Source organism: Tatumella sp. JGM94 (assembly GCF_018257595.1).
In the GTDB taxonomy this organism is placed as follows: Bacteria; Pseudomonadota; Gammaproteobacteria; order Enterobacterales; family Enterobacteriaceae; genus Tatumella; species Tatumella punctata.
In genome coordinates, this window is the sequence record NZ_JAERJN010000003.1 from 160932 (window position 1) to 175929 (window position 14998).

Annotated in this window: 18 protein-coding genes; 2 read left to right on the forward strand and 16 right to left on the reverse strand. The window is 50.8% G+C overall.

The window, feature by feature from the left end:
* Window positions 1-20 precede the first annotated feature (20 nt).
* From JK216_RS03590 to fklB, 3 genes are all read right to left on the reverse strand, one after another.
* Window positions 21-227 carry a DUF1107 domain-containing protein gene (locus tag JK216_RS03590; protein WP_212710172.1) on the reverse strand — a complete coding sequence of 69 codons (207 nt, stop codon included), beginning with the start codon at window positions 225-227 and terminating at the stop codon, window positions 21-23.
* 392 nt (window positions 228-619) lie between these two features.
* The gene (gene cysQ / locus JK216_RS03595) at window positions 620-1360 is read right to left on the reverse strand and encodes a 3'(2'),5'-bisphosphate nucleotidase CysQ (RefSeq protein ID WP_212707106.1); all 741 of its coding nucleotides are present in this window, start codon (window positions 1358-1360) and stop codon (window positions 620-622) included.
* Window positions 1361-1574: 214 nt separating this feature from the next.
* Window positions 1575-2195: a peptidylprolyl isomerase gene (gene fklB / locus JK216_RS03600; RefSeq protein ID WP_212711458.1), complete on the reverse strand. Its 621-nt coding sequence runs from the start codon at window positions 2193-2195 to the stop codon at window positions 1575-1577.
* Window positions 2196-2517: 322 nt separating this feature from the next.
* Here fklB and JK216_RS03605 point away from each other — a divergent pair, with 322 nt between their 5' ends.
* Window positions 2518-3060, forward strand: a complete 543-nt coding sequence (locus JK216_RS03605) for a LysM-like peptidoglycan-binding domain-containing protein (protein ID WP_212711457.1) — start codon at window positions 2518-2520, stop codon at window positions 3058-3060.
* Window positions 3061-3134: 74 nt separating this feature from the next.
* On the opposite strand, the gene rplI is transcribed toward JK216_RS03605, so the two are convergent.
* The 4 genes from rplI to rpsF are packed head-to-tail and all read right to left on the reverse strand — an operon-like array spanning window position 3135 to window position 4575.
* On the reverse strand, window positions 3135-3584 hold the full coding sequence (gene rplI, locus JK216_RS03610) for a 50S ribosomal protein L9 (protein ID WP_212707109.1): 450 nt from the start codon (window positions 3582-3584) through the stop codon (window positions 3135-3137).
* 39 nt (window positions 3585-3623) lie between these two features.
* A complete protein-coding gene (gene rpsR / locus JK216_RS03615) occupies window positions 3624-3851 on the reverse strand; it encodes a 30S ribosomal protein S18 (RefSeq protein WP_000135199.1) in 228 nt (75 codons plus the stop codon).
* Between the two features lie 4 nt (window positions 3852-3855).
* A complete protein-coding gene (gene priB, locus JK216_RS03620) occupies window positions 3856-4170 on the reverse strand; it encodes a primosomal replication protein N (RefSeq protein WP_343876917.1) in 315 nt (104 codons plus the stop codon).
* A 9-nt stretch (window positions 4171-4179) separates the two neighbouring features.
* A complete protein-coding gene (gene rpsF / locus JK216_RS03625; protein WP_212707111.1) occupies window positions 4180-4575 on the reverse strand; it encodes a 30S ribosomal protein S6 in 396 nt (131 codons plus the stop codon).
* 239 nt (window positions 4576-4814) lie between these two features.
* On the opposite strand from rpsF, the gene JK216_RS03630 reads away from it, so the two are divergent.
* Window positions 4815-5282, forward strand: a complete 468-nt coding sequence (locus JK216_RS03630) for an Ivy family c-type lysozyme inhibitor (RefSeq protein ID WP_249213011.1) — start codon at window positions 4815-4817, stop codon at window positions 5280-5282.
* A 76-nt stretch (window positions 5283-5358) separates the two neighbouring features.
* Here the strand turns inward: JK216_RS03630 and rlmB are convergent, their stop codons facing one another.
* The 9 genes from rlmB to hfq form a co-directional block, all read right to left on the reverse strand.
* Window positions 5359-6093 carry a 23S rRNA (guanosine(2251)-2'-O)-methyltransferase RlmB gene (gene rlmB, locus JK216_RS03635; protein WP_212707112.1) on the reverse strand — a complete coding sequence of 245 codons (735 nt, stop codon included), beginning with the start codon at window positions 6091-6093 and terminating at the stop codon, window positions 5359-5361.
* A gap of 71 nt (window positions 6094-6164) precedes the next feature.
* Window positions 6165-8669, reverse strand: coding sequence for a ribonuclease R (rnr, locus tag JK216_RS03640; protein WP_212707113.1), 2505 nt, complete (start codon window positions 8667-8669; stop codon window positions 6165-6167).
* A gap of 14 nt (window positions 8670-8683) precedes the next feature.
* Window positions 8684-9127, reverse strand: coding sequence for a nitric oxide-sensing transcriptional repressor NsrR (gene nsrR, locus JK216_RS03645; protein ID WP_212707114.1), 444 nt, complete (start codon window positions 9125-9127; stop codon window positions 8684-8686).
* Window positions 9128-9322: 195 nt separating this feature from the next.
* Window positions 9323-10621 carry an adenylosuccinate synthase gene (locus JK216_RS03650; protein WP_212707115.1) on the reverse strand — a complete coding sequence of 433 codons (1299 nt, stop codon included), beginning with the start codon at window positions 10619-10621 and terminating at the stop codon, window positions 9323-9325.
* A 127-nt stretch (window positions 10622-10748) separates the two neighbouring features.
* Window positions 10749-10937 carry a DUF2065 domain-containing protein gene (locus JK216_RS03655; RefSeq protein ID WP_212707116.1) on the reverse strand — a complete coding sequence of 63 codons (189 nt, stop codon included), beginning with the start codon at window positions 10935-10937 and terminating at the stop codon, window positions 10749-10751.
* Window positions 10938-10995: 58 nt separating this feature from the next.
* Window positions 10996-12003, reverse strand: coding sequence for a protease modulator HflC (hflC, locus tag JK216_RS03660; protein WP_212707117.1), 1008 nt, complete (start codon window positions 12001-12003; stop codon window positions 10996-10998).
* Window positions 12003-13238, reverse strand: coding sequence for an FtsH protease activity modulator HflK (gene hflK / locus JK216_RS03665; protein WP_212707118.1), 1236 nt, complete (start codon window positions 13236-13238; stop codon window positions 12003-12005). The genes hflC and hflK overlap by 1 nt, the downstream gene beginning before the upstream one ends.
* A gap of 93 nt (window positions 13239-13331) precedes the next feature.
* The gene (gene hflX / locus JK216_RS03670) at window positions 13332-14612 is read right to left on the reverse strand and encodes a ribosome rescue GTPase HflX (RefSeq protein ID WP_212707119.1); all 1281 of its coding nucleotides are present in this window, start codon (window positions 14610-14612) and stop codon (window positions 13332-13334) included.
* Between the two features lie 75 nt (window positions 14613-14687).
* Complete coding sequence (gene hfq, locus JK216_RS03675; RefSeq protein WP_212707120.1) at window positions 14688-14987, reverse strand: RNA chaperone Hfq; 300 nt, start codon at window positions 14985-14987, stop codon at window positions 14688-14690.
* Window positions 14988-14998 lie beyond the last annotated feature (11 nt).

Below are 14998 nucleotides of genomic sequence, written 5' to 3' on the forward strand. Positions count from 1 at the left end.
CTTCCGGCGCCCTGGCTTTATTAACGATACTCAGCCTGTAAACGCAGCACCTGGCGGTTAATTTCCGACATCACATTCAGTTGCTGCTTATCTTTTACAGTCGGCAGTAACAACCTGCCCTTATCGAAGTCAAAAGCCCCGATACCGCGAATATATAAGCGGCCTTTAAACAAAATTTTCACGTATTTAGCGATTTGCAGAGGGTTGTATCGCTGAAAAATCTTCATCCTTTCGATCCTTACTTGCTGATGCCCTGATATCCGCAACCGGATATCACTGCTATGACCACAATTTACCGGTAAATTGTCACACTGCTCAATCAGATAAACCATAAAAATGGTATGGATTAGTCTTATATTTTGTTTATCTATGTTAATACAGTATAAAAATCACATCTGTGCAGTAGCACACAATTATTTAACAACTGATGGCGACATATAATGCCGGGCATATATGTCAGTAAGATGATCACTGCACAGAAGAGTGGCCGTACCGCAGTTAAGGGTGTTGCAGAGAAAAGTGCGTAGCAAGCCGGTAAGGGATACAGCACAGGGCACGCCGGCGCCCCCGCGGGCTGAATAGGATTAGCCCGCCGATGCAGTCCGGCGGGAGAGAATGGTCAGAACACACTGACCCGGAAACCGGGATTGAGGAAGGACTCACGTGGCGTATAATCCAGTGTTTTTCCGGTCCAGTCAGTGACATGCGCCCCGGCAGCTTTTGCTACAGCATGTCCGGCCCCCGTGTCCCAGATATTCGTCGGTCCGAAACGCGGGTAGAGTTGTGCTTTGCCCTCTGCGACCAGACAAAACTTCAGGGATGATCCGACAGACGTGGTCTGATGTTCTCCCAGTTGTTGCAGATACTCTTTCAGTTCACTATCAGCATGGGAACGGCTTACCACAACCAGCGGCGGATTTGCCTGCTGCACCTGAATCTGACGGCGGTCCCCCTGTGTTTCTTTCCAGGCTTTTCCTTCCGCGGCAAAATACATCAGGTCCGTCGCGGGTGCATAGACAACACCTGCAACCGGCACCCCCTGCTCAATCAGGGCGATATTTACCGTGAACTCTCCGTTACGACGTATAAACTCTTTAGTGCCATCGAGCGGATCAACCAGCCAGTAACGCTGCCACTGCTGACGTTCTGGCCAGCTTACGGGTGACTCTTCCGATAGCACCGGAATATCCGGAGTTATTCGGCTCAGCCCGTCGAGGATCACATGATGAGCTGCTATATCCGCGGCGGTCACCGGGGAATTATCTGCTTTATGCAGGATGTCCGGCGGCTGTTCGGCATTATATATCTGCATAATTTCCACACCGGCTGCTCTCGCTAACTGACAGAGTTGTTCCAGCATTATTCACCCCCTTCATGTTCGGCACCCCACAGAGAAGTGCGCCGTCATTAGTTGTCGTTTTTTCAGTGTACCGTATTTTCTCTGCTGACGCAGAGAGGGTGGCGGGAACAGATATCGCTGACAACACCCTGAGCGAATCCGTCATCCCGCGCCAGGTCTACGGGCGCAGGCAAAAAAAACCGGCCCTGTGGCCGGTTCAGATTAATGCAGTGAATTACAGAATATCCAGTAACTCTACTTCGAAGACCAGAGTGCTCAGCGGAGGAATTGATGCACCGGCACCACGCTCGCCGTATGCCAGCTGCTGAGGGATCACCAGCTCCCACTTCGAGCCTACCGGCATCAGGGTCAGAGCTTCAATCCAGCCCGCGATAACGCCGCTGACAGGGAATTCTGCCGGTTCACCACGCTGTACAGAACTGTCGAATACGGTGCCATCGATCAGTTTGCCTGTATAGTGTACGCGGACACGATCCTGACGCGAAGGTATCGCACCTTCACCCTGAGTCAGTACGCGGAATTGCAGACCAGACTCAGTGCTGCTGACGCCTTCACGCTGACGATTTTCTTCAAGATATTTCAGCCCTTCTGCTGCCATAACCTGAGTACGTTCCTGACGAACCGCTTCAGCGCGTTCATGAACTTCACGCAGTGCGCGATGTACGACGTCCACAGGGACAGCCGGCGAATTTCCTTCCAGCGCATCACGCAGGCCGGCGAGTAAAGCTTCAGGCTGTAACCCTTGTAAACCTGATTCCAGCAGTTGCTGCCCGACCTGCAGACCAATACCGTAACTAGCCTGTGCTTCAATGCTATCAAAAGAAAGAGTCGTCATTTCTGTTCCTGATTTATCTTAAAAAAGTGAAACGGCAGCATAACAGCGCACGCCGCCGGGGTAAAACCGAACCTGCTGCTGGTGACTTTTTTTTCTGAAAGATGAACAATAGTCAGCTTAAGGTGCGTATATCCGCCGGCCGGTGATAACTACGACGGCAGTTCAGCATCGCGACTATCATTATCTGTGTAAGAAGAGAGACAAAATGGGCCAATTTGCCCGCCGTAATCCCCCTGTCACCCGGAACCGCGTAGCCGCTGTCCTGAGGGCCGTACGCCCCGCAGCCATACGCAAATTAATTATCCCGCAACAGGACACCACTATGCGGACACAGAAAAAAAATATCAGCCCGGATTCACTGATTAGTAATATCCGGCAATGGCCAGAAAAGTTGCACTGGCTGGATCCCCTGCCGCTGACTCACCGCTGGGGAATATTTATCGGTCTGTTGCTGATAATTACGGGTTTTTTATTACCGGGTCAGTCCACGCAATTTCCGGTACAACGGTCCGTGAATACTTCACAGGCGATAATGCAGGCACAGCTGGATAATAGCAGTGATAGCTCGTCATCGTTGCCAGCCCCTTCGTCAGATGATCCACAGGGACAATGGCATAATTACCAGATAAGCGATGGGCAGACGCTGGCTCAGCTATTCCGTGATAATAATTTACCGGTCAGTGATGTGTTTGCGATGGCAAACGCAGAGGGTACAGATAAGCCTTTAAGTAATTTACAGGCAGGACAGCAGATTCGGCTGCAGATTAATGCCCGTGGCACCGTGACAGCCCTGACACTGAATAACAGCAACGGACCCGTGCTTTTTACCCGTCAGAGCAACGGCAGCTTTATCCGGGCGCAGTAAAACTGTCTGTCATGCAGGCGGACTGTACAAACAAAAACGCCGGCACAAGGCCGGCGTTTTCGCATTACTGCAAATTATGCAGCAACGACGTTAACAACCAGTTTAGCAACTACTTCGCTATGAACCTGGAAATTAACTTCGTATTCGCCGGTAGAGCGCAGAACGCCTTCGGCTAAACGAACTTCGCTTTTCGCAACGTCAACGCCGGCAGCAGATACTGCATCAGCGATATCGCGTGCGCCGATAGAACCAAACAGTCTGCCACCGTCACCGGCTTTAGAAGTAATGGTTACTGTCGCCAGTGCGTTGATTTTCTCAGCACGGGCATTGGCAGCAGCCTGAGTTTCAGCTTGTTTAGCTTCCAGCTCAGCACGACGAGCTTCGAAAAACTCGATGTTAGTTTTAGTTGCAGGGACAGCTTTACCCTGTGGAACCAGGAAGTTACGAGCGTAGCCCGCTTTTACGTTTACCTGATCACCCAGGTTACCCAGGTTTGTTACTTTATCAAGCAGAATAACTTGCATTACCTTATCCTCTCAAAGTCGTTAATGGACAGTGGCCGATTACTGATGACGATCAGTGTACGGCAGCAGAGACAGGTAGCGCGCGCGCTTGATAGCACGGGCCAGCTGACGCTGGTATTTTGCGCGAGTACCGGTAATACGGCTCGGTACAATTTTGCCACTTTCAGTGATGTAGTTTTTCAGCGTTGCGATATCTTTATAATCGATCTCTTGAACGCCTTCCGCGGTGAAACGGCAGAACTTGCGACGACGGAAATAACGTGCCATTAGGCTAGTCTCCAGAATCTATCAATTCAATCTGCTCGGCATGTAACACTATTCGGCTTTGTCCTGTCGCTGCCTGATGGCAATGCAGGAAACCTTCCAGAATAAGTTGCGTGCCGACCGTTATATGTTGAGTAATCTGCTGATGTTCGTTACCACTGACAATAACAGGGATACGACACCATGCATGCCGGGATAATCCGGCTTCCTCCTGTAAGGATTTATGCTCAAGCACAAACTGACAGTGAGGAATTCCTGAGGGGCTGGTCTTTCTGACAACCTTGCCACAGACATTGCCGGACAGGTGCAGACGATTAGCCACCCTCATGGATTACTCTTCAGTTTCCTCAGCATCTGAGTCATCAGTGGTTTCGTTAGCGAAGTCTTCACGACGATCACGACGTTCTTCTTTCGCTTTAACCATTGGTGACGCTTCAGTTACCGCGTTTTTAACGCGCATAACCATGCTACGGATAACGGCGTCGTTGAAGCGGAAATTAGTTTCCAGCTCATCGATAACACTCTGCGGAGCTTCAACGTTCAACAGAACGTAGTGTGCTTTGTGCAGTTTGTTGATCGGGTAAGCCAGCTGACGGCGACCCCAGTCTTCCAGACGGTGGATCGTGCCTTCTGCACCGGTGATAGCACCAGTGTAACGCTCGATCATTCCTGGAACCTGCTCGCTCTGGTCAGGATGGACCATAAATACGATTTCGTAATGACGCATCGGTTGCTCCTTACGGATTATTCAGCCTCCTGTCAGGGTCAGCCGCGGCCCATGGAAGCAAGGAACGTGTTTAAGTGCGGCCGAAAAATTGACGCGTAATAATACTGACCCTGAGGGCGAAATTCAAGCAATTAAATCACGAATAATGACAAAGATTGCATCACCATAATATGGCGTAGCAGCGATTAGCGGCACTACCGCTAACAGACTATAATAATGCCACTTTACAGGAGGAACAGATGAAGATGATATTCCGGATGTTCTGTGCTGCAACCCTTTGTTCGGCAGTAACTTTCCCGGCCGTCGCAGGGCAGCAAACCAGCTTAAATACGCTTATCCATAGCCCGCAGGGCCGTCAGCAATTTTCACAGCTGGTCACAGGACAACATCTGCCTGACTGGGTAAAGAAAGGAGGGACCGAAACGCCGGCACAGCCGGTGACGCTGAACGGTGAGCGGTATCAGGTATATTATGCCTGTAAACCGCATAACTGCTCTGCCGAACAGTTCGCCCTGCTTTACTCGCCGGCAGAAGGCACAATGAGTGGTGTATTTGTTCGTCATGATGAAAGACGTCATACGGAGCAATTACGCTGGCTGAACCTGAGTGACAAATTATCCATTGATGGCAGAACCGTATTATATGCGGCCATTACCGGCAGCCTGGAAAATCACCCCGATGATTTCAACTATACCGCCAGCCACTGACTGACAGCCCGGCCGGTGGCAGAGTAAAGCAATATTCTGTGCCACGCCGGGAGCACTCCCGGCACAGCAGCTGTAGTTATGACTGACGCTGGCGTACCGCTTCGAACAGACAGATTCCTGTCGCCACCGATACATTCAGTGATGACACACTGCCCGACATAGGAATACTGATAAGTTCATCACAGTGTTCACGGGTCAGACGGCGCATTCCGTCACCTTCTGCTCCCATCACCAGTGCCATAGGTCCGGTCATTTTACTCTGGTACAGATTGTGGTCGGCTTCGCCGGCAGTGCCGACAATCCACACATGGTAGTCCTGCAACAAACGCATGGTACGAGCCAGGTTAGTTACACGGATCAAAGGCACCGATTCGGCAGCACCACAGGCGACTTTCCTGGCGGTCGCGTTCAGTGAAGCAGAACGGTCTTTCGGTACGATGACCGCATGGACTCCGGCCGCATCAGCACTACGCAGGCATGCGCCCAGGTTATGCGGATCCGTCACTCCGTCGAGGATCAACAGGAAAGGCTGTTCAGTTTTTTCCAGCAAATCAGGCAGATCACCTTCCTGATAATGACGGCCGGGTTTAACGCTGGCAATAATCCCCTGGTGAACTGCGCCTTCGGCTTTGCTGTCCAACCACTGGCGGGTCGCTACCTGAACAGCAACCCCCTGAGCTTCCAGTGCGGCGACCAGCGGTTGCAGACGGCGATCATCGCGCCCTTTCAGAATAAATACTTCCTGAAAACGTTGCGGGTCACGCTCCAGTAAGGCCTCTACGGCATGAATACCAAAAATAATTTCGCTCATAACTCAGTTCAATGGTTGGACGTTAATAACAGGCGCTTTCCGGGGGACGGAAAGCGCCCTGAATAAGGGAATCAGTCAGCTTTCTTCGCGACTGCTTTGCCCTTTCTGGCTGCACGTTTCGCTTTAGTTGCTGCCGCGATTTTACGTGTTTTCTCTGATACTTTTTTGCCTTTTTTCACCGGTTGTGCCGGAGTTTCGGGCTGGCTGCTGTTCTGCGCAATTTTCTTTTTTGCAGAACGCTTTTTTCCTGATTTCTTTTTATCCGCGCGGAAGCTGCTGTCAGCCTCAAAGTTCTTTGCTGACCCCGTTTCGCGGCGACGCTTACCGGCAGAAGATGCCGATTGTTTTTCTTTCTCACGGGCGGTTTTACCTGCTCCGCGAGGCTGACGCTTACTGGAGATCAGCGCAAAATCAATCTTACGCTCATCCATATGTACCGCATCGACCCGGATCTCGACAATATCACCCAACCGGTAGGTGTGTGCACCGGACTCGCCGATCAACCGCTGACCTACCGCATCAAAACGGTAATAGTCATTATCCAGCGTCGAAACGTGTACCAGGCCATCGATAAACAGATCATTGAGGCGTACAAAAAAGCCGAAGCCGGTCACACTGGAAATCACACCGCTAAAGGTATTCCCCACCTGATCCTGCATAAAGTCGCATTTCAGCCAGTCGGCAACATCACGGGTCGCTTCATCAGCCCGGCGCTCAGTCATTGAACAGTGCTGACCTAATTGCAGCATCTGTTGCAGATCATAGTGATAGCCGCCGGTCGGTGTACTGTTTGCTTGTAATTCCCCGGCATTTTTCGCCAGCAGATACTTGATTGCACGGTGCAATAACAAATCCGGATAGCGACGGATAGGCGACGTAAAGTGCGCATAGGAGGCAAGTGCCAGACCGAAGTGCCCCCGGTTTTCCGGATCATAAACCGCCTGCTTCATCGAACGCAGCAGCATGGTCTGTAACATTTCCGCATCCGGCCGGTCGGCAATTTTTTCCAGCAACTCAGAATAATCGAGCGGAGCGGGTTTGTTCCCCCCTGACAGGCTCAGGCCCAGCTCACTAAGGACCGTACGGAAGCTCTTGATACTGTCTTCTGAAGGTCGATCATGGTCACGGAATAACGCAGGTTCCTGGTATTTTTCGACAAAACGTGCTGAGGCAATATTAGCCAGGATCATACATTCTTCGATAAGTTTATGGGCATCATTACGTACCGTACGCTCAACCCGTTCAATACGGCGTTCCGCATTGAAAATAAACTTAGCTTCTTCAGTTTCGAAAGAAATGCCTCCGCGCTGAGCACGGGAGGTTTCCAGCACCTGGTACATACGATGCAGTTCTTCCAGGTCACCGACCAGTGGTGCGTAATGTTCACGCAATTCCTGATCCCCCTGCAGAATATTCCAGACCTTGTTATAGGTCAGGCGGGCATGGGAATTCATTACCGCTTCGTAGTGTTTATAACCACTCAGTTTACCGGCCGCAGAAATCGTCATTTCACACACCATACACAGACGATCGACCTGCGGATTCAGTGAACACAATCCGTTAGACAGGACTTCCGGCAGCATAGGTACGACCTGTGAAGGGAAATACACGGAGGTGCCGCGCTGCTGAGCTTCATTGTCCAGTTCACTGCCGGGACGAACATAGTAACTGACATCGGCAATCGCAACCCACAGCCGCCAGCCGCCACCCCGTTTTTTCTGGCAGTAGACCGCATCATCAAAATCACGGGCATCTTCGCCATCGATGGTGACTAACGGCAGGTGACGTAAATCGATGCGTCCGGCTTTCGCCTGCTCCGGAACCTGCTCGCTAAGCGCAGCCATTTGCTGCTCAACGGCTTCCGGCCAGCTGTGGGGAATTTCATGGGTACGCAGGGCCATATCCACGGCCAGGCTGGTGCCCATATCATCGCCAAGGATCTCGATCACCCGGCCAATGGCTTTCGCGCGGCGGGTCGGACGTTTTTCAAGTTCGACCACAACCACTGCCCCCATCCGCGCATTCAGGGTAAATTCCGGTTCAATAAGAATATCAAAACTCAGACGGCTATCATCGGGCACCACAAAACCGGCACCGGCGTCGACAAAGTAACGTCCGACAATCTGGTTATTGCGGGGTTCAACCACCCGCACCACCCTGGCTTCACGCCGGCCTTTACGGTCGGAACCTCCTGGCTGAGCCAGGATAATGTCGCCATGCATACAGAATTTCATCTGCTCAGCTGACAGATACAGGTCATCTTTGGAATTTTCTATCCGCAGGAAACCGTAGCCGTCACGGTGCCCTATCACTTTACCGCGCAGCAAATCCAGCCGTTCCGGTAAGGCATAGCACTGACGACGGGTAAAAACTAATTGTCCGTCGCGCTCCATCGCTCTCAGGCGGCGGCGCAACGCTTCGATCTGTTCTTCGCCGCTGATACCCAGCTCACGGCCGAGTTCTTCACGGTTAGCAGGTTTTTCACGTTTATCTAAATGGGCAAGGATAAATTCCCTGCTGGGGATCGGATTATCATATTTTTCCGCTTCCCGTTGCTGAAAAGGGTCTTTTGACACAGGTACCTCCAATGTCATGAATGTGTATTTACCACAGCGGCATCCGTGATAAAAATTTTATATAAGTTGTCGTTATTTTGAACGATATCCGCAAGCGTATAGTTATCCAGTTCTTTCAGAAATTGTTCCATTGCACTATGTAACGCTGCTTTCAGGCGGCAGGCCGGGGTAATAGCACACTCATCACAATTCACTAGCTGTAAAGGTTCTAACTTTCGTACTACTTCACCGAGATTAATCGCTTGTGCAGGCATGCCAAGACGAATACCACCATGCTTTCCGCGACTGGTCTGAACAAAGCCCTCGCGGCTTAACTGGTTAATAATTTTAACCATATGGTGTCGCGAAACGCCATAGACATCCGTCACTTCAGTGATACTTGTCATCTGCTGCTCCGGTAAGGTTGCCATAAAAATCAACGCCCGAAGACCGTAATCTGTAAAGCTGGTTAGCTGCACTGTTTCCTCATCGTGTTCGCCGGATAAAAATGGCGCAGTGATTAAGCAAAAGGAACCTCTGTATATTGATAATAAACCAGAGTTCGGGATGCCGGAGAATTATTTAAACAACCAATGAACCGGATCAGAAAACAGGAGGAAAGGAAAACGCTGGCAGGAAAGACAAAGGCCGGAATAATTCCGGCCTGAGTATGATTAAGCATCAAACGGGTCGCGCAAAATCATCGTTTCACTACGGTCAGGACCGGTTGAAATAATATCCACCGGTACGCCGGTCAGTTCTTCAATACGTTTAATATAGTCATGGGCAGCTTTCGGCAATCCTTCCGGTGTTTTAACGCCGAAAGTTGTTTCGCTCCAGCCAGGCATTGTTTCATAAATTGGCTCAATACCTTCCCAGCCTTCTGCTGCCAGCGGAGTCGTCGTCACTTCACGACCATCCGGCATCCGGTAACCGACACAGATCTTAACGGTTTCCAGACCATCCAGTACATCCAGCTTAGTCAGACAGAAACCTGACAGGGAGTTGATTTGCACCGCGCGGCGCACTGCGACTGCATCCAGCCAGCCAGTACGACGACGGCGGCCGGTGGTGGCACCAAACTCATTACCTTTCTGTCCCAGGAACTCACCCGTTTCATCAAACAGTTCGGTCGGGAACGGACCCGCACCGACACGGGTTGAATAGGCTTTCACGATACCCAGCACATAATCAACATAACGCGGGCCCAGACCTGAACCGGTCGCAACACCCCCGGCGGTGGTATTCGATGAAGTCACATACGGATAAGTACCGTGATCGATATCCAGCAATGTCCCCTGAGCACCTTCAAACATAACCAGATCACCGCGTTTACGGGCGTTATCCAGTAATTCAGAAACGTCCACCACCATGCCGGTCAGAATGTCGGCGATCGCCAGAACATCATCGAGGACTTTCTGGTATTCAACCGGTTCGGCTTTGTAATAATGGACCAGCTGGAAGTTGTAATATTCAACAATTTCTTTCAGCTTAACGGCGAACGTTTCTTTATCAAACAGGTCACCTACACGTAAACCGCGGCGGGCCACTTTATCTTCATAAGCAGGGCCAATACCACGTCCGGTAGTCCCGATGGCTTTATCGCCGCGCGCTTTTTCGCGAGCCAGATCCATCGCCACATGATATTGCAGAATTAACGGACAAGCTTCAGATAACAGCAGACGTTCGCGTACCGGTATACCGCGATCTTCCAGGCCTTTCATCTCTTTCATCAATGCTTCAGGAGACAAAACCACGCCATTACCAATAATGCTGGTAACGTTATCGCGCAGGATACCTGATGGAATTAAGTGGAGGACGGTTTTTTCACCGTTGATGACCAGTGTGTGACCGGCATTGTGGCCACCCTGATAGCGAACAACATATTTCGCACGTTCAGTCAGAAGATCTACGATTTTACCTTTGCCTTCGTCACCCCATTGGGTGCCAAGTACGACGACGTTCTTACCCATTTTCCAAAACCACCGATTGCTTAAAAAAGGATTCTACCATCTGAAATAGTCTCTTTCAGCATTTTTAGCATACGGTTGCGTACTTTTTTTGCGGTGATTTTATTCAGTATCGTAAAACCCGCAGACTTCAGCGACTGACCATATAATAGATCACGATTCCCGCGACCACCAGTCCGCCACCGAAACGTCGTAATACGTTATCAGGCAGTTTTACCATCGCGGCAATAAATTTACGCCAGCCTCCGGGATAGAGCATCGGCCCGAGGCCTTCCAGAACCAATACCAGCGCTAACGCCATCCAGATTGTTGTATTCATCTTGCGGTCCAATAGAAAAGGCCGGCAAACGCCGGCCTGTCAGTGTAAAACAGTAAAATCAGTGACTTGCAGCGGTTGACGGTGATTTCATAAAACGTAAGAAATCATTGTCCGGGCTCATTACAATCACGTCTTTATTGCCACGGAAGCTGTTTTCATAAGCGGTCAGACTTCTGATAAAGGCATAAAAATCAGGATCTTTACTGAAAGCATCTGCAAACAGTTTTGCGGCTTCTGCATCCCCTTCACCACGGGTAATCAGAGCCTGGCGTTGTGCTTCAGCCAGAGTCTTAGTGACCTGATAGTCAGCCTGAGCGCGCAGCTTTTCAGCCTCTTCCTGTCCCTGAGAACGCTGACTACGGGCAACAGATTCACGTTCCGCACGCATACGATTATAAATAGCCCCTGACACTTCAGCAGGCAGGTTGATCTGTTTGATACGAACATCAACAACATCAATCCCCAGTGCGGCCATACTGTTTGGATTTACCGCAGCCACTTTCCCCTGAGTCTCCTTCTCTACCCTTGCCGCCGCGCTGGCAATGGCATCATCTGCGGCCGGGGTTTGCACATCGTCGTCACTGCCGGCACTGCCGGTATTCAGGGCATCCCGTACATCCGTCGTCAGGCGGCCACGTGAATCGGTAACGATATCACGCACATCCAGCCGGCCGATTTCAGAACGCAGACGGTCACTGAACTTACGTTTCAGTAATAACTCAGCCTGGGAGATATCTCCGCCACCAGTCGCCAGATAGTAACGACTGAAATCACTGATCCGCCATTTAATGTATGAATCAACGATCAGATCTTTTTTCTCTTTGGTCACAAAACGGTCGGCCTGGTTATCCATGGTCTGGATACGTGCATCCAGTGTTTTTACGGTCTCAAAGAAAGGCACTTTGAAATGCAGACCCGGCGTATACACCAGCGGTTTATTCTCGCTGTCACGTAACACTTTACCGAAACGAACCACGATACCGCGTTGTCCTTCCGGGATAACGAACATTGAGGTGAACAATAACACCACCACAATCACAGCCACTACAATTACAGACTTACGCATTATTCATCTCCTCCATCACGCTGGCCATCATTGCGCAGCGCATTCGCCCGTCGCTGATCCATAACACTTTCCGGCGAAAAGCCTGAGGTATTACGACGCATGCTGACTTCAGAAGAGGAAACCGATGACGGTTTAAGCGGTGTCATCGGGGCGACTGCTTTTTCCCGGGTCACTGCAGCAGTGCCGCCTTTCAATAGCTGATCCAGCGGCATAACCATCAGGTTATTACTTTTGTCATTGACGATAACTTTACGGGTCTGGGACATAACCCGTTCCATAGTGTCCAGATACAAACGTTCTTTGGTGATCTGTGGCGCGGCTTTATATTCCGGTAAAATCTCGGCGAAACGGGCGACTTCACCCTGAGCTTCCAGCACAGTACGTTCTTTATAAGCACGTGCTTCCTCAAGAATACGCTGAGCCTGGCCGTTAGCCCGTGGCTGTACTTCATTCGCATAGGCTTCAGCCTCACGAACATATTGTTCACGATTTTCACGCGCAGCGATTGCATCATCAAATGCCGCTTTTACTTCTTCAGGCGGACGGGCAGCCTGGAAGTTAACATCCAGCACACTGATACCCATATTGTAAGGGCGAATAGTATCTTCAATCTCACGCTGAGTTTCGCTACGCACGACAGTACGTCCTTCCGTCAGCACACGATCCATGGTTGAACGACCAATCACACCGCGTAATGCACTGTCAGTCGCCTGACGCAGACTGTCATCAGCATTGGTTACCGAATACAGGTAACGTTCGGGATCCGTGACCCGGTACTGAACGTTCATTTCCACCCGCACTACGTTTTCATCGGAAGTCAGCATTACTCCGGAGGTCGCCAGTTCCCGAACGGCTTCTACGTTGACCGGACGGACATTATCAATAAATGTCGGTTTCCAGTTCAGCCCGGGACCTACCAGATGGCTGAACTGCCCGAAACGGGTGACGACCCCGCGTTCAGCTTCGCCAATGGTGTAAAATCCGCTGGCGGCCCAGACCGCCACCACAACTACCGCAACAATGCCTGCAATTTTTCCGGTGGACGGACCATCGCCTTCTGATTTTCCTCCACCAAATTTCCCCAGTTTACTGCTGAGTTTTCGGAAAATGTCGTCCAAATCAGGAGGGCCCTGATCACGACCCCCACGATTTCCCCCGGAGTTGCCGCCTTTATTATTGCTGCTTCCCCACGGGTCGCGGTCCTGTCCGTTATTACCGGGCTGATTCCACGCCATGCTTATACTCCATTTATAGTAGTGCGGTGATAATTTAACGTAAGTGCGGTGGTATCCGATGTTGAGATACTATTATTCAGGTATTGCTAAAAATCAGACAATATAATCAATGACTGAGGGCTCCTGCTTGCACAGGCGCCGCCAGTCAACAATTGGCATACGGATCTGTATTCCGGTACTGCCGTCTTCTTCATTCCACTCTTTTTCTATCGCATGCAGCTGATAGAAGCGGCTGCGTAACTTACCGGCTTCCGGTGGCAGTCGCAGCTGATAGCTGGCAATTTCACCAGCCAGCCGTTCAGACAAGGCCTGCCAGAGTAACGGCAGTCCGACACCACTGCGGGCAGATAACCACACCCGTACCGGCATATTCTCTTCATTACGATCAATACGCGGCTCAAAATCGTCCAGCATATCGATTTTATTCATCACCAGTAATGCCGGAATTTCATCTGCTTCAATTTCGGCCAGTACGTCATTGACCGCATCAATATTTTCGCTGACCCGTAAATCAGCGGCATCAATAACATGCATCAGTAAAGAAGCCTGCCGGGTTTCCTGTAATGTGGCTTTAAACGCAGCCACCAAATCATGAGGCAAATGGCGGATAAATCCGACGGTATCGGCCAGCACAACTTCACCGACATCAGCAACCTGTAACCGGCGCAGTGTCGGGTCAAGGGTGGCAAATAACTGGTCTGCCGCATACACCTCTGCGGAAGTCACCGCATTAAACAGTGTTGATTTCCCGGCATTGGTATATCCCACCAGCGAAACCGTGGGTACGTCAGCTTTTGCACGTGCCTGGCGCCCCTGTTCGCGCTGCTTCTCTACCCGTGACAGGCGCGATAATATCAGGCTGATACGATTACGCAGTAAACGACGGTCAGTCTCCAGCTGGGTTTCCCCCGGGCCACGCAGTCCTATTCCGCCCTTCTGACGTTCAAGGTGTGTCCAGCCCCGTACCAGGCGGGTTGCCAGATGACGTAGCTGGGCAAGCTCAACCTGCAATTTACCTTCGTGAGTACGGGCCCGTTGTGCAAAGATATCCAGAATAAGTCCGGTACGATCGACCACCCGGCATTGACATAAACTTTCCAGGTTACGTTCCTGGGCTGGTGACAGTGCATGATCAAACAGTACTACCGACGCACCGGTCGCTTTCACTGCTTCGGCAATTTCTGCCGCTTTGCCTTCACCAACGAAGTATTTGGGATGGGGAGCTTTACGGCTTCCGGTCACGACCTGGAGTGATTCAACACCTGAAGAAGAAACCAGTGTTTCAAATTCTTCTAAATCCTCCACGTCCCGGTCCTGTGAAAACCAGATATGGACCAGTACGGCCTGCTCGCCGGCATCATAACGCTCAAACAAGCGAAAACCTCTCTTTAAAAAAGACCAGGACGGGAAACACTAAATTGTTGCCAGCCCTGGCATGCGAGTGACTAATTACTCTGCGCTGTCACCGTCTTGTTGTGACTGTGTCGGTGCTGTCCCGTTATTATGATAGTTGCTACCACCTGCCGGAGCATTGGTGTGATGAGACACAGGACGAGAAGGCACCACGGTAGAAATCGCGTGCTTATAGACCATCTGACTAACGGTATTTTTTAACAGAATGACAAACTGATCAAATGACTCGATCTGACCTTGCAATTTAATGCCATTCACCAGATAAATCGAAACCGGTACACGTTCGCGACGCAACGCGTTCAAAAACGGGTCTTGTAATGATTGCCCTTTAGCCATTCTATCTTTTC

Excerpts from the sequence above, each read along its gene's own strand:
- hflK (WP_212707118.1), bottom strand. The coding sequence starts at position 13,238 with ATGGCGTGGAATCAGCCCGGTAATAACGGACAGGACCGCGACCCGTGG.
- hfq (WP_212707120.1), bottom strand. The coding sequence starts at position 14,987 with ATGGCTAAAGGGCAATCATTACAAGACCCGTTTTTGAACGCGTTGCGT.
- JK216_RS03605 (WP_212711457.1), top strand. The coding sequence starts at position 2,518 with ATGCGGACACAGAAAAAAAATATCAGCCCGGATTCACTGATTAGTAAT.
- JK216_RS03650 (WP_212707115.1), bottom strand. The coding sequence starts at position 10,621 with ATGGGTAAGAACGTCGTCGTACTTGGCACCCAATGGGGTGACGAAGGC.
- JK216_RS03590 (WP_212710172.1), bottom strand. The coding sequence starts at position 227 with ATGAAGATTTTTCAGCGATACAACCCTCTGCAAATCGCTAAATACGTG.
- cysQ (WP_212707106.1), bottom strand. The coding sequence starts at position 1,360 with ATGCTGGAACAACTCTGTCAGTTAGCGAGAGCAGCCGGTGTGGAAATT.
- hflC (WP_212707117.1), bottom strand. The coding sequence starts at position 12,003 with ATGCGTAAGTCTGTAATTGTAGTGGCTGTGATTGTGGTGGTGTTATTG.
- rpsR (WP_000135199.1), bottom strand. The coding sequence starts at position 3,851 with ATGGCACGTTATTTCCGTCGTCGCAAGTTCTGCCGTTTCACCGCGGAA.
- rlmB (WP_212707112.1), bottom strand. The coding sequence starts at position 6,093 with ATGAGCGAAATTATTTTTGGTATTCATGCCGTAGAGGCCTTACTGGAG.
- fklB (WP_212711458.1), bottom strand. The coding sequence starts at position 2,195 with ATGACGACTCTTTCTTTTGATAGCATTGAAGCACAGGCTAGTTACGGT.
- rplI (WP_212707109.1), bottom strand. The coding sequence starts at position 3,584 with ATGCAAGTTATTCTGCTTGATAAAGTAACAAACCTGGGTAACCTGGGT.
- JK216_RS03655 (WP_212707116.1), bottom strand. The coding sequence starts at position 10,937 with ATGAATACAACAATCTGGATGGCGTTAGCGCTGGTATTGGTTCTGGAA.
- JK216_RS03630 (WP_249213011.1), top strand. The coding sequence starts at position 4,815 with ATGAAGATGATATTCCGGATGTTCTGTGCTGCAACCCTTTGTTCGGCA.
- rpsF (WP_212707111.1), bottom strand. The coding sequence starts at position 4,575 with ATGCGTCATTACGAAATCGTATTTATGGTCCATCCTGACCAGAGCGAG.